Source organism: Pseudomonas sp. RAC1, from assembly GCF_030658255.1.
GTDB classification, from domain to species: domain Bacteria; phylum Pseudomonadota; class Gammaproteobacteria; order Pseudomonadales; family Pseudomonadaceae; genus Aquipseudomonas; species Aquipseudomonas boreofloridensis.
In genome coordinates this window covers 1-12,818 of the sequence record NZ_JAUTXS020000038.1, presented here as the reverse complement: position 1 = coordinate 12,818, position 12,818 = coordinate 1, and the positions used below count along the sequence as shown (strand labels likewise).

Here is a 12,818-nt window from a genome sequence, read left to right as displayed (position 1 = left end):
GCATCGCCCTCCCCGTTCCTGTGCGGAGTACTGAAGTGAGCCACAACGTCATCCTGGTCCTGCTCGACGGCCTCAATTACCACGTCGCGCACCATGCCATGGGCCACCTGCATGCCTACGTCGAAGCCGACCGCGCCGCGCTGTATCGCTTGAAATGCGAGCTGCCTTCACTGTCCCGACCACTGTACGAGTGCATTCTCACCGGTGTCGCGCCGATCGACAGCGGTATCGTGCACAACCAGGTCAGCCGTCTGTCCAACCAGCTCAGCGTGTTTCATTACGCGCGCCAAGCGGGCCTCAGGACCGCGGCGGCGGCCTACCACTGGGTCAGCGAACTGTATAACCGTTCTCCCTTCGAGCCCGTGCGAGACCGTCACACCGAGGCGCCGGAACTGCCGATCCAGCATGGGCTGTTCTATTACGCCGACCATTACCCCGACTCTCATCTGCTGACCGATGCCGAATACCTGCGCCGCCGGCACGCACCGAATTTCCTGCTGGTGCATCCGATGAACATCGACGACGCCGGTCACCGACATGGCCTGGACAGCAGCCACTACCGCAATGCGGCGAGAAGCGCCGATGTGCTGCTGGCCGACTACCTGCCGCAATGGCTCGCCGAGGGCTACCAGGTGCTGGTCACCGCCGATCACGGCATGAACAACGACCGCTCGCACAATGGCCTGCTGCCCGAGGAGCGCGAGGTGCCGCTGTTCGTCTTCGGTGACGCCTTCAGCCTCGATCCCGCCGCCCAGCCCCTGCAGACCGAACTGTGTGGCACGCTCTGCGAGCTGCTCGGCGCGGCCCATGACAAACCGTTGTGTCGGGAGTTGCTCAAGTGAATGCCAACCACCGCGGCCGCTACCTGGCCCTGCTCTGCCTGTTACCCTTCGCCGTGTTCTTCATCGTCTTCCAGATCGCCCCGCTGGTCTGGGTGGCGATTGCCAGCCTGCAAGGCGAAGGCGGATGGGGCCTGGAGAATTTCAGCAAGATCTTCACTTCCAAGTTCTACCTCCAGGCCATCGAACGCAGCCTGCAGATCAGCTTCTGGTCGAGCCTGTTCGGTATCGTCATCGCCACCCTCGGCGCCTACTCCCTGCGCCAGGTCGATTCGCGCCTGCGCGATTTCGTCAGCGCCTTCGCCAACATGACCAGCAACTTCGCCGGCGTGCCCCTGGCCTTCGCCTTCATCATCCTGCTCGGCTTCAACGGCGCCTTGACCCTGGCGCTCAAGGAGGTCGGCCTGCTGGACGATTTCAGCATCTACTCCAGCACCGGCCTGATCATCGTCTACACCTACTTCCAGATCCCGCTGGGGGTGCTGCTGCTCTACCCAGCCTTCGACGCCTTGCGTGAAGACTGGCGCGAGTCGGCCGCCCTGCTGGGTGCCAGCCACTGGCAGTTCTGGCGGCACATCGGCCTGCCGGTTCTCACCCCGGCGCTGCTGGGCACGTTCGTGATCCTGCTGGCCAATGCGCTGGGCGCCTACGCCACGGTCTACGCCTTGACCACCGGCAACTTCAATGTGCTGCCGATTCGTATCGCTGCGCTGGTCGCTGGCGACATCACTCTCGATCCCAACTTGGGCAGCGCCCTGGCCATGGTGCTGGTGGGGCTCATGACCCTGGTCACGATGGTCCATCAATGGCTGCTGAAAAGGAGCTACCATGCGCGTTGATACCCCCCATGGCGGCTGGTACCACCGCACGGTGGTCTACCTGCTGTTCCTGATCCTGCTGCTGCCGCTGGCCGGCACCCTGCTCTACTCGCTGGCCACCAGTTGGTCGGCCACGCTACTGCCCAGCGGGCTGACCTTGAAGTGGTATGTGCAGCTGTGGAGTGAGCCGCGCTTTCTCGCCGCGTTCGGCCAATCGCTGCTGGTCTGTATCGGTGCGCTGGTGCTGTCGGTCGTGCTGATCCTGCCCCTGCTGTTCGTGGTGCATTACCACTTTCCCAGGCTCGACGCGCTGATGAACATCCTGATCCTGCTGCCCTTCGCAGTTCCGCCGGTGGTGTCTTCGGTCGGGCTGCTGCAACTGTACGGCAGCGGGCCGATGGCCATGGTCGGCACCCCGTGGATTCTCATCGGTTGCTATTTCACCATCGCGCTGCCCTTCATGTACCGGGCCATCACCAACAACCTGCAGGCGATCAACCTGCGCGACTTGATGGACGCCGCACAACTGCTCGGTGCCAGCCCACTGCGCGCGGCCCTGACGGTGGTGCTGCCAAACCTGCGCAAAGGCCTGTTGGTAGCCCTGCTGCTGTCGTTCTCCTTCCTGTTCGGTGAGTTCGTGTTCGCCAACCTGCTGGTCGGCACTCGCTACGAAACCCTGCAGGTGTACCTGAACAACATGCGCAACAGCAGCGGTCACTACAACAGCGCCCTGGTGATCTCCTACTTTGCCTTCGTCCTGGTCCTGACCTGGGTCGCCAACCGTTTGAACAAGGATAAAGCCCGATGAGCTTCGTCAGCGTCCAGCAACTGCACAAGCGCTATGCCGGCAGCACAGTGTTCGAGAACATCGATTGCACGGTCGAGCATGGCGAGTTCGTCACCCTGCTCGGTCCTTCGGGCTGTGGTAAATCCACCCTGCTGCGCTGCATCGCCGGGCTGACCCCGGTCGATGGCGGACGTATCCTGCTCGACGGCCAGGACATCGTGCCGCTGAGTCCGCAGAAGCGTGGTATCGGCATGGTGTTTCAGAGCTACGCGCTATTCCCCAACATGACCGTCGAACAGAACGTGGCCTTCGGGCTACGCATGCAGAAGGTCAAGGCCGAGGAGCGCCAGGTGCGTGTGCGCGAGGCCCTCGAGCTGGTGGAACTGACCACCTTCGCCGGTCGTTATCCGCACCAGCTCTCCGGCGGCCAGTGCCAACGTGTGGCGCTGGCCCGCTCACTGGTCACCCGTCCACGTCTGTTGCTGCTCGATGAGCCGTTGTCGGCGCTGGACGCACGCATCCGCAAGCACCTGCGTGAGCAGATCCGGGCCATCCAGCGCGAGCTGGGCCTGACCACGCTGTTCGTCACCCACGACCAGGAAGAAGCGCTGACCTTGTCGGATCGCATCGTCCTGATGAACCAGGGGCGCATCGTCCAGAGCGGCGACGCCGAAACCCTGTACACGGCCCCGGTGGACCTGTTCGCGGCCGGCTTCATCGGCAACTACAACCTGCTCGATGCCGACAGCGCCAGCCGTCTGCTGCAACGTCCGATCGGCTCGCGCCTGGCCATTCGCCCGGAATCGATCAGCCTGGGGCTGGAGGGCGAACTGGACGGCCAGATCCGCAGTCACAGCCTATTGGGCAACGTGATCCGTTATCGTGTCGAGGCACGCGGCGTGGAGGTCGTGGTGGACGTACTCAATCGCTCATCCGCCGACCTCTATGCCGACGGCCAGCGAGTGACGCTGTCGTTCGATCCCGCCGCACTACGTGAAGTGGCTTAAGGAGATTCAGGCATGGCATTGGCAATTTTCGATCTGGACGAGACCCTGATCCATGGCGATTGCGCGTCGTTATGGAGCGCGCAGATGGCCAGGCTGGGCTGGGTCGATGGCGAGGCCTTCCTGCGCCGCGACCGTGAGTTGATGGACGCCTATGGCAAGGGTCAGTTGCAGATGGAGGACTACATGGCGTTCAGCCTGGAGCCGATCGCCGGGCGCACGCTGGAGGAAGTCGAACACTTGGTGGAGCCGTGGGTCGAGGACGTGATCGAACCGATCATTTATGGCGACGCCTGCCGCTGCATCGCCGAACACCGCCACAATGGCGATCGCATCCTGATCATTTCTGCGTCTGGCACCCATCTGGTTGGGCCGATCGCCGCGCGATTGGGCGTCGATGAGTTTCTGGCCATCGAGCTGGAGGCCGTCAACGGCGTGTATACCGGGCGCACCCATGGGGTGCTGACCTACCGTGAAGGCAAGATCACACGCTTGCTGGAGTGGCTGGACCAGGAACAGGAGAATCTGGAAGGCGCCAGCTTCTATTCCGACTCCAGGAACGATCTACCGCTGCTGCTGAAAGTCGATCACCCGTATGCGGTGAACCCCGATACGGAACTGCGCAAGCAGGCCGAGGCCAAGGGCTGGCCGGTGCTGAACTGGGCATGAGCGGGTGCCTGGACTTGGGGCTGCGGTGCAGACCCAAGCCTGGGCCAGCGTGAGTCTCAGACCAGCGTCGGATCGATCACCATCACCAATTTGCCCGACACCTGATTGCCTTCAAGCGCCTGGTAGGCCGCCTCGGCGAACTCGACCGGATAGGTATCGACCAATTGCGGCGACAGTCGCCCTTCGCTGAACAGTGGCCAGACCTGCTGACGCAACTCGCGCAGCAACTCGCCCTTGAACGCATCGTCGCGATTGCGCAGGGTCGAACCGGTGATCTGCAGGCGTTTGCCCAGCACCTGCGCCAGGTCCATCTCGACTTGACGTCCGCCCATCAGGCCGATGATCACCCAGCGCCCGTCGCGCGCCAACACCTTGAGATTGAGCGTGCCGTAGCTGGCACCGACCGGATCGAGCACCACATCGAAAGGCCCCAGGGCTTCGAGCGCATCAAGGTTCTGGTTACGCACCACACCGCCCGCAGCACCCAGCGCCTGGCAGTAATCCAGACGGTCCTGCGACCCTACGCTAACCCACACGGGGCTGCCGAACGCCTTGCACAATTGGATCGCCGCCGAGCCGACGCCGCTGGCGCCAGCATGCACCAGCACTTTCTCGCCCGCCTTCAACGCGCCGAGCTGGAAGATGTTCAGCCAGGCCGTGGCATACACTTCGGGGATTGCCGCCGCTTCGTGCAGGCTCAGGCCCTCGGGCACCGGCAGGACATGGCGTGCGTCGACCACCACTTCCTCGGCCATGGCACCACTGGCAAGCAGCGCACACACGCGGTCGCCCACGCGCCAGTCAGCGCCAGCACCGGCACCGATCTCCTCGATCACCCCAGCGCACTCAAGCCCCATATACGGACTCGCACCTGGGGGCGGCGGGTAGTGCCCGGCCTTTTGCAGCACATCGGCGCGGTTCAACCCTGCCGCCGCAACACGAATGCGTACCTGCCCCGCATCACACACGGGACGCTGCGCCTGGACCCAGGCTACATGCCCGTCAACGCCTTGCAATGCCTTCACAGTGCCTCCATAGTTGAGTCATGACTGGACCCGGGCTCATCGCATCCCGGGTTTTTTGCAGTATCGAGCCGGTTTCATGGAACCGGTGAAAGGAAAAGACGGCCTACTATGCGTGATCAATTGCCCCCACGTCGAATCAGCATGAAGCATTTCCTCCCCAGCTCCGCACTCGCCCTGGTCATCGGCCTGGGCAGCCTCACGCTCGGTGGCAATGCGGCCGCCGCCAACAAATGGGACAGCCTGCAGCCGGACCGTGACGAAGTCGTCGCCAGTCTCAACGTGGTCGAGCTGCTCAAGCGCCACCACTACAGCAAGCCACCGCTGGACGATGCCCGTTCGGTCATCATCTACGACAGTTACATCAAGCTGCTCGATCCCTCGCGCAGCTACTTCATGGCCAGTGACATCGCCGAGTTCGACAAGTGGAAGACGCAGTTCGACGACTTCCTCAAGAACGGCAACCTGGACCCTGGCTTCACCATCTACAAGCGCTACCTTGACCGGGTGAAGGCGCGACTGGACTACGCCCTGGCCATGCTGGACAAGGGCGTCGACAAGATCGACTTCACCGTCAAGGAAGACCTGCTGGTCGACCGCAAGGACGCCCCGTGGCCCAAGTCCGAGGCCGAGCTGGACGACCTGTGGCGCAAACGCGTCAAAGACGAAGTGCTGCGTCAGAAACTGGCGGGCAAGGACCTGAAGCAGATCCAGGAAACCCTGATCAAGCGCTACAAGAATCAGCTCGCGCGTCTGGACCAGACCCGCGCCGAGGATATCTTCCAAGCCTACATCAACACCTTCGCCCAGTCCTACGACCCGCACACCAATTACCTGTCGCCCGACAGCGCCGAGAACTTCGACATCAACATGAGCCTGTCGCTCGAAGGCATCGGCGCGGTGCTGCAGAGCGACAACGACCAGGTCAAGATCGTGCGCCTGGTGCCGGCCGGCCCCGCTGCCAAGACCAAGCAGGTTGCCCCTGCCGACAAGATCATCGGCGTGGCCCAGGGCAACAAGGAAATGGTCGATGTGGTCGGCTGGCGCCTGGACGAAGTGGTCAAGCTGATCCGTGGACCGAAAGGCTCGGTGGTGCGCCTGGAGATCATTCCGGCGAGCAACGCGCCGAACGACCAGACCACCAAGATCGTCTCGATCACCCGCGAAGCGGTCAAGCTCGAAGAGCAGGCCGCGAAGAAGTCGGTGCTCAAGCTCAAGCAGGATGGCCGCGACTACAAGCTTGGCATCATCGAGATCCCGGCGTTCTACCTCGACTTCAAGGCCTATCGCGCCGGTGATCCGAACTACAAGAGCACCACGCGCGACGTGAAGAAGCTGTTGACCGAATTGCAGAAGGAAAAGGTCGACGGTGTGGTCATCGACCTGCGCAACAACGGCGGCGGCTCGTTGCAGGAGGCCACCGAACTGACCAGTCTGTTCATCGACAAAGGTCCGACCGTGCTGGTGCGCAATAGCGATGGCCGAGTCGACGTTCTCGAGGACGAAAATCCCGGTGCCTTCTACAAAGGCCCGCTGGCGCTGCTGGTCAACCGTCTCTCGGCCTCGGCTTCGGAGATTTTCGCCGGTGCCATGCAGGACTACCACCGGGCGCTGATCATCGGTGGTCAGACCTTCGGCAAGGGCACCGTGCAGACTATCCAGCCGCTCAATCATGGCGAGCTCAAGCTGACCCTGGCCAAGTTCTATCGGGTTTCCGGCCAGAGCACCCAACACCAGGGCGTCTTGCCGGACATCGATTACCCGTCGGTCATCGACACCAAGGAAATCGGCGAGAGCGCCCTGCCCGAGGCCATGCCGTGGGACACCATCCGCCCTGTGGTCAAGCCGGCGGCCGATCCGTTCAAACCGTTCCTGGCCCAGCTCAAGGCCCAGCACGACGCGCGTAGCGTCAAGGACGCCGAGTTCACCTACATCCGCGATCGCCTGGCGCTGACACAGCAGTTGATGAACGAGAAGACCGTCAGCCTCAATGAGCAGGACCGCCGTGCTCAGCATGATGCCATCGAAGCCAAGCAACTGGCGTTGGAAAACGCCCGGCGCAAGGCAAAGGGCGAAGAGCCGCTCAAGGAACTGAAGAAGGTCGATGAAGACGCCCTTCCAGAGGAGAAGGACGACTCCAAGCCAGAAGACGACGCCTACCTAGCAGAAACCGGACGCATCCTGCTCGACTATCTGCGGCTGAGCGCTCAAGTGGCGAAAAAATGAATGATGGCACTGATGGCAGATTGACCTGATCTGTCATCAAACAGTCATCGCGCTGTCGTGAAATGGTAGGGCCGGACGTCACAGACGTCCGGCCCTTTCATTTTCAGGAAGCCCTCCATGACCGTCACCGAACAGCTCAGTGCCTTGAGCGCCATCCTGGCTCAACGCAGTATCCACAGCCTGTTCCAGCCGATCATCTGCCTCTCGGAGCGACGCGTGCTCGGCTATGAGGCGCTCAGTCGCGGCCCGTCCAACAGCCCGCTGCACTCGCCCCTGAATCTATTCGCCATCGCCCGCCAGGCCGGGCGCCTGAGCGAGCTGGAGGTGTTGTGCCGGAAGAACGCCTGCCGCCGATTCAGCGAGCTGGGCCTGGAAGGCAAGCTGTTTCTGAACGTCTCTCCCGAATCGCTGCTCGAACCGCATCACCCCTCCGGGCGCACCTTGGAAATGCTCGAACAGGTTGGCCTGCATCCGAGCCAAGTGGTGATCGAGCTGACCGAGCAAACGCCCACTGAAGACTTTCAATTGCTGTTCAACGCCCTGCACCACTATCGCGACATGGGCTTTTCCATCGCCTTGGACGATCTGGGCGCTGGCTACTCCAGCCTGCGCCTGTGGTCGGAATTACGACCGGACTACGTGAAGATCGATCGTCACTTCATCGATGGCATCCACCAGGACCCGCTCAAGCGCGAGTTCGTCGGCTCCATTCTGCAGATTGCCCGGGCGTCGCGCGCCCAGGTGATCGCCGAGGGCATCGAGTTGGCAGAAGAGCTGACGGTACTCGCCGAAATGGGCGTCGATCTGCTGCAAGGTTACCTGCTGGGCCGTCCACAGGAATTTCCTCCTCGCGATGCGCAGGGCCTGTTGCCGCAACGTCAGCAAGACGCGCTGGTGGTAGGCGAGGAAAGCACCGACCTGGTGGCATTACTGATCGCTCAGCCCGCTGTGGCCCTCGATACACCGACCCAACAGGTGCTTGAAGCCTTCCGCCGCCAGGCCAACCTCAACTCCCTGGCAGTGCTGGATGCTCACGGTCAGCCACGCGGGATCGTGCACCGCCACTCGCTGGCCGATGTACTGCTCAAGCCTTTCGCGACCGACTTGTTCGCGCGCAAGCCGATCAGCCGGCTGATGAGCGAGGACTTCCTCGCCGTCGAGCGCAGCCAATCGTTGCAACAGGTCAGTCGCCTGCTGACCAGCCGCGCCCGCCAGCGCATCGAAGAAGACTTCATCATTACCCAGGGCGGTCGGTATCAGGGCCTGGGCCGGGTCATCGATGTGCTCAAGTTGATCACTGAACAGAAAATCCAGCAGGCGCGTTATGCCAATCCACTCACCCTGCTACCGGGCAACGTGCCGATCCAGCAGTGCCTTGCACGCTTGCTGGAGCAACAACGAGCGGCGGCGGTGTGCTACGTGGACATCGACAGCTTCAAGCCCTTCAACGACATCTATGGCTACGCACGCGGAGATGAGGTGCTGTTGTGCCTGGCACAGTGCCTGAGCGACTGCGTCGACCCGAATCAGGATTTCGTCGGCCACATTGGCGGCGACGATTTCATGCTGGTGCTCGGCACCCCCGATTGGCGCCCCCGCCTGGAGCACCTGATCGAGCGTTTTCTAGGCGAATGCAAGCGCTTCTACCGCAATGAGCATCTGCAGGCGGGCTGCTTCATCGCCCATAACCGCCAGGGGCAACGTGAGACCTTCGCCTTGCTGTCGCTGTCGATCGGCGTGGTGTGGCTGCGCCCGGAGCGTTGCGAGGGGCTGGATGCGGCGCAGCTGGCCGACCTGGCTTCTCAGGCCAAGCGGCAAGCCAAGGACACGGCTGGCCCCAGTCTCAGCTTGATCGACACCGGCGGATAGCAGCAGTCCGCAGGACGATCAATCCCGCTGCGTGGCGGTTGTTTCGGGATAGCTGAACTCGAACACTCGCACCACTTCAGACGCATGCCAGGACGCGGCTTCCATGCCGTCGACCGGTCCGGAAAACCGTCCCAGACGCTCTACACATTCGAAGAAACCGGTGCGCGGTAGGCGGCTGGCCCCCTGACTGATGACCAACGAGCTGCGCAGCGGTTGCTCGGCACGAGCATCGAGCAGCGCCAGGTACTCAAGCGCGGCGGTCAGGGTCTGCATGGCTGGGCTGGGCAACTGCAAGCGTTCGAGCAGCGCCCGGTAGGTGAGCAGGTGACGTTGTCGTCGGGCCAGGTCGAGCTCGGCCAGCAGGTTCTGCCACTGCTGGCGGCTGATCCTGACCTGACTCATGACGGCTCGCTCCAGCCAGCGATGCCCAGGTGCCAAGCCAGGCTGCGCTGAATCGCCGCGTCCGGCACGCGCTCACCCGACTCGATCATGGCCAGATAAGACGGACTGATACCGACACTGCGCGCCAGTTGTTCAGGCGCAAGGTCCTTGGCCTGACGCAACTGCGCCAGCTCAACCAGGCTGGGCAGGCTGGCGCTTTGCGCGGTATCAGGAGGTGGGCAGGCTGCACGGGCGGGCTCATCGGCTGCAATGGGGGCCTGGCCAGCCGCCTCGCGCAGCGCTTGATAGTCAGCCCAGGGAATGACCGCATACTCGGGCTGACCGTCTCGACTGATGACCTGAATACCCATACAACCCCCTTAGGCATGTAATTGCTCGGCATAACCCTTATGCCAATCTGTCAATTATATGACCTAAGCGCTGAGATCTGTGCATTTCGCACCGATTCAGTTGCGCGTACGCTCCAGGCGCAGGGCTTCAGGGGTATCAGGCAGGCGCTCGACCACACGCAGACGCTCAGGCGACTGGCTGTCGCGCCAGGCCTTGAAGCGGGCGAGTTCATCGGCCACCGTCTTCATCACCCAGCCCAGCACGGCGATATCATCGAGAAACCCCACCCCCACGATCCAATCGGGAATCGCATCCAGCGGGCTGACGAAATAGAGCAGGCCAGCGACGATGGTCACCAGTGCCTTGGGGCTCACCGCACGGTACTCGCCCCGCCACCACGCCAGACACAGCCCTTGCATCAGCCGCAGATCCTCGCGCAAATGGCCCAGCTTTGGTCCTTTGCGCGCCACGGCAAACAACAATGCGGGCAGACGGCCGCGGCTGAGCAGGCGCTCGGCCAGTGGCATGAACCGGGCGAAATTCCAAGGTGCGCGCATGAAGCCTCCAATGCTGGAGCAGAAAGGTTATCCACATTTATTGTGGATAACCTTGTGAACAGGGCGCCTCTCAAGCGCGTCGCACGCCCACGGGGCAAGGGTCGCGCTTGGATCGGGCGTTTTTTACACAACTGTTTCAGGTAAGTGGCGTTTTCACGTCAGCCTGCCATGGCAAGGCACATGCTAGGTCAGACAGTGTGTCCGCCAGGGTGTTCGCTTCGGGCAGGCGCCGAAAACGAAGACGCCCCGTCGAAACGGGGCGTCCAGAGACAACCGGTGCCAGTTTACTTGGCAGGTGCCTCGGCCGGTGCAGCCGGCTCGGCGTCGAGTTTGCTCGGGTCCTTGATACCCAGCAGTTCGAGGTCGAAGACCAGTACCGAGTTCGCCGGGATCAGCGGGCTTGGGCTCTGCGCGCCGTAGGCCAGGTCAGCCGGAATGTAAAGTTTGTACTTCTCACCGACGTGCATCAGTTGCAGGCCTTCGACCCAGCCAGGAATGACGCCGCTGACCGGCAGATCGATAGGGCTGCCACGCTCGACGGAGCTGTCGAAGACCTTGCCGTCGATCAGCTTGCCTTCGTAGTGGACGGTGACCACATCGGTCGGCTTGGGTTGAGGGCCATCGGCCTTCTTGATCACTTCGTACTGCAAGCCCGAGGCGGTGGTGACCACGCCTGGCTTCTTGGCGTTTTCCTCAAGGAACTTCTTGCCATTGGCAACCGCTTCCTCGCTGGCCTTGGCCAGGCGATCTTCAGCGCGCTTCTGCAGGGCAGTGAAGGCTTCGACCAGTTCTTCATCCTTCAGGCGAGGGTCTTTCTTGGCAACCGCATCTTCGATACCCAGGGCCACGGCTTTGGAGTCCAGGTCATCCATGCCTTCCTGCGCCAGGCTCTTGCCCATGTTCAGGCCGATGCCGTAAGAGGCTTTCTGCGCTGGGGTCTTCAGCTCGACGTTGCTGGTCTGAGCGTCGCAGCCAGCCAGGACCAGGCCTACCAGGGCAACCGCAGCCGCCAAACGATGCTGTTTCATGCTATTTCCTTGTTCATGCGCCATAAGGGCAATCGGGGTAAAGGCCGCGAGCTTAGCAGGCGGCCATGACCAATGGCTACCGGCATAGGAGCGGGTTTGCGGTGGGAAGTTCCTGGATGTCAGGATCTTCATCTGCATCGGCCAGATGCAGCCTCGAGCAGGTTGGGAAACCCACGCTTCAGGGATAGCGACCCTCGCGATACTCACCCGCTACTTCGCGCAACGCTTCGCATAATGATTGCGCCAGCGAGCTCTGCGTCATGGCGGCGTTGCGGCAGATACCCACCGAGCCGCCCGGTTCGCGCAGGCCCAGGTCGAGCTCCACCAGTTCGCCACGGCGCAGATCGATCAGTACCGCATCGCGCGGCGCCACCCAGACCGCATCGCTGCCCAGCACGTAGCGCCGGCTCAAGGCCAGCGACAGGGTTTCCAGACGCTGCGGCGGCAGGTCGATAGCGCACTGCACGAACAGGCTGTCGGCATGCTGGCGGATCGTCGTGCCGGTGGGCGGCAGCACCAGCGGACAATTACCCACCCCTGCCCTGTCCAGCATCTGGCGCGCCAGCAAGGGGTGGCCGGGACGCACCACCAGGCTCATGGACTCGCTGTACAGGTGCTCGAACGACAGCCCCTGGATCTGCGGGCTGTCCGTCATGCGCCCCACCACCAGTTCCAGTTCGCCCAAGTGCAATTGCCCCAGCAACTGAGCACTGGCACCGGTGACCACATCAATCACCAGCGCCTCGTGTCGCCGGTGCAGACGGCACAACACCTCCGGCATCAACAACCCCTCGACCGTCGACAGCACACCGATGCGCAACCGAGAGGGCATGCGTGCCTGGCCACGGACGCTGCCGATGCCTTCGCGCAGCGCTTGCACACTCGGCCCGGCGTGACGCATGAAGCGTACCCCGGCCGCTGTCAGCTCCACGCCCTGGCGATTGCGCTGGAACAGTCGGGCCTCGAGCAGGTCCTCGAGCTCCTTGAGGGTCTTGGACGTTGCCGGCTGACTGATCGCCAGCACATCGGCAGCACGGGCCAGGCTGCCCTGGCGGGCGATTTCGAGGAAGCACAGCAGGTGGCGATATTTGATGCGGGTATCGAGGTTCATGCACGGCAGTTTAACCGTATCCGCTCCATGAACCCCACATTCCAAGCAGATAACTGATGCCCGATGCTGCGCTCCCGATTTCCTTCTGGAGCCCGTCCACCATGATGCGACCCGACAGCAAAGTCGAAAAGGTGTACCTCTATCCCAAACCCGTAG

At 62.5% G+C, this 12,818-nt stretch carries 13 protein-coding genes; 7 read left to right on the top strand and 6 right to left on the bottom strand.

Annotation, left to right across the window (positions count from 1 at the left end; translation table 11 throughout):
- Window positions 1–35 precede the first annotated feature (35 nt).
- The 5 genes from Q7C30_RS17415 to Q7C30_RS17395 are packed head-to-tail and all read left to right on the top strand — an operon-like array spanning window position 36 to window position 4,117.
- Window positions 36–842, top strand: a complete 807-nt coding sequence (locus Q7C30_RS17415; protein ID WP_029611973.1) for an alkaline phosphatase family protein — start codon at window positions 36–38, stop codon at window positions 840–842.
- A complete protein-coding gene (locus Q7C30_RS17410) occupies window positions 839–1,678 on the top strand; it encodes an ABC transporter permease subunit (RefSeq protein ID WP_317872238.1) in 840 nt (279 codons plus the stop codon). Before Q7C30_RS17415 ends, Q7C30_RS17410 begins: the two co-directional genes overlap by 4 nt.
- Window positions 1,668–2,465 (top strand): ABC transporter permease, encoded by a 798-nt coding sequence (locus tag Q7C30_RS17405; RefSeq protein WP_317872237.1) that lies wholly within the window; start codon window positions 1,668–1,670, stop codon window positions 2,463–2,465. Before Q7C30_RS17410 ends, Q7C30_RS17405 begins: the two co-directional genes overlap by 11 nt.
- Window positions 2,462–3,451, top strand: a complete 990-nt coding sequence (locus tag Q7C30_RS17400) for an ABC transporter ATP-binding protein (RefSeq protein ID WP_317872236.1) — start codon at window positions 2,462–2,464, stop codon at window positions 3,449–3,451. The genes Q7C30_RS17405 and Q7C30_RS17400 overlap by 4 nt, the downstream gene beginning before the upstream one ends.
- 12 nt (window positions 3,452–3,463) lie before the next feature.
- Complete coding sequence (locus tag Q7C30_RS17395; protein WP_029611975.1) at window positions 3,464–4,117, top strand: HAD family hydrolase; 654 nt, start codon at window positions 3,464–3,466, stop codon at window positions 4,115–4,117.
- A gap of 56 nt (window positions 4,118–4,173) precedes the next feature.
- Here the strand turns inward: Q7C30_RS17395 and Q7C30_RS17390 are convergent, their stop codons facing one another.
- Window positions 4,174–5,142: an NAD(P)H-quinone oxidoreductase gene (locus tag Q7C30_RS17390; RefSeq protein WP_317872235.1), complete on the bottom strand. Its 969-nt coding sequence runs from the start codon at window positions 5,140–5,142 to the stop codon at window positions 4,174–4,176.
- Window positions 5,143–5,283: 141 nt separating this feature from the next.
- On the opposite strand from Q7C30_RS17390, the gene Q7C30_RS17385 reads away from it, so the two are divergent.
- Window positions 5,284–7,365: a carboxy terminal-processing peptidase gene (locus Q7C30_RS17385; RefSeq protein WP_317872234.1), complete on the top strand. Its 2,082-nt coding sequence runs from the start codon at window positions 5,284–5,286 to the stop codon at window positions 7,363–7,365.
- Window positions 7,366–7,482: 117 nt separating this feature from the next.
- Window positions 7,483–9,234, top strand: coding sequence for a bifunctional diguanylate cyclase/phosphodiesterase (locus tag Q7C30_RS17380; protein WP_295481087.1), 1,752 nt, complete (start codon window positions 7,483–7,485; stop codon window positions 9,232–9,234).
- Between the two features lie 18 nt (window positions 9,235–9,252).
- Here the strand turns inward: Q7C30_RS17380 and Q7C30_RS17375 are convergent, their stop codons facing one another.
- The 5 genes from Q7C30_RS17375 to pcaQ form a co-directional block, all read right to left on the bottom strand.
- Window positions 9,253–9,636: a hypothetical protein gene (locus Q7C30_RS17375; protein ID WP_039579356.1), complete on the bottom strand. Its 384-nt coding sequence runs from the start codon at window positions 9,634–9,636 to the stop codon at window positions 9,253–9,255.
- A complete protein-coding gene (locus tag Q7C30_RS17370) occupies window positions 9,633–9,986 on the bottom strand; it encodes a helix-turn-helix domain-containing protein (protein ID WP_317872233.1) in 354 nt (117 codons plus the stop codon). The genes Q7C30_RS17375 and Q7C30_RS17370 overlap by 4 nt, the downstream gene beginning before the upstream one ends.
- A gap of 96 nt (window positions 9,987–10,082) precedes the next feature.
- Window positions 10,083–10,523 (bottom strand): YkvA family protein, encoded by a 441-nt coding sequence (locus Q7C30_RS17365; RefSeq protein ID WP_029611979.1) that lies wholly within the window; start codon window positions 10,521–10,523, stop codon window positions 10,083–10,085.
- A gap of 284 nt (window positions 10,524–10,807) precedes the next feature.
- Window positions 10,808–11,551 (bottom strand): FKBP-type peptidyl-prolyl cis-trans isomerase, encoded by a 744-nt coding sequence (locus tag Q7C30_RS17360; RefSeq protein ID WP_029611980.1) that lies wholly within the window; start codon window positions 11,549–11,551, stop codon window positions 10,808–10,810.
- A gap of 178 nt (window positions 11,552–11,729) precedes the next feature.
- On the bottom strand, window positions 11,730–12,662 hold the full coding sequence (gene pcaQ / locus Q7C30_RS17355; protein ID WP_317872232.1) for a pca operon transcription factor PcaQ: 933 nt from the start codon (window positions 12,660–12,662) through the stop codon (window positions 11,730–11,732).
- Between the last annotated feature and the right edge of the window lie 156 nt (window positions 12,663–12,818).

What these genes read in the sequence shown, in the direction of transcription:
- Q7C30_RS17405 (WP_317872237.1), top strand. Translation starts at nt 1,668, where the DNA reads ATGCGCGTTGATACCCCCCATGGCGGCTGGTACCACCGCACGGTGGTC.
- Q7C30_RS17400 (WP_317872236.1), top strand. Translation starts at nt 2,462, where the DNA reads ATGAGCTTCGTCAGCGTCCAGCAACTGCACAAGCGCTATGCCGGCAGC.
- Q7C30_RS17395 (WP_029611975.1), top strand. Translation starts at nt 3,464, where the DNA reads ATGGCATTGGCAATTTTCGATCTGGACGAGACCCTGATCCATGGCGAT.
- Q7C30_RS17385 (WP_317872234.1), top strand. Translation starts at nt 5,284, where the DNA reads ATGAAGCATTTCCTCCCCAGCTCCGCACTCGCCCTGGTCATCGGCCTG.
- Q7C30_RS17380 (WP_295481087.1), top strand. Translation starts at nt 7,483, where the DNA reads ATGACCGTCACCGAACAGCTCAGTGCCTTGAGCGCCATCCTGGCTCAA.
- Q7C30_RS17375 (WP_039579356.1), bottom strand. Translation starts at nt 9,636, where the DNA reads ATGAGTCAGGTCAGGATCAGCCGCCAGCAGTGGCAGAACCTGCTGGCC.
- Q7C30_RS17370 (WP_317872233.1), bottom strand. Translation starts at nt 9,986, where the DNA reads ATGGGTATTCAGGTCATCAGTCGAGACGGTCAGCCCGAGTATGCGGTC.
- Q7C30_RS17365 (WP_029611979.1), bottom strand. Translation starts at nt 10,523, where the DNA reads ATGCGCGCACCTTGGAATTTCGCCCGGTTCATGCCACTGGCCGAGCGC.
- Q7C30_RS17360 (WP_029611980.1), bottom strand. Translation starts at nt 11,551, where the DNA reads ATGAAACAGCATCGTTTGGCGGCTGCGGTTGCCCTGGTAGGCCTGGTC.
- pcaQ (WP_317872232.1), bottom strand. Translation starts at nt 12,662, where the DNA reads ATGAACCTCGATACCCGCATCAAATATCGCCACCTGCTGTGCTTCCTC.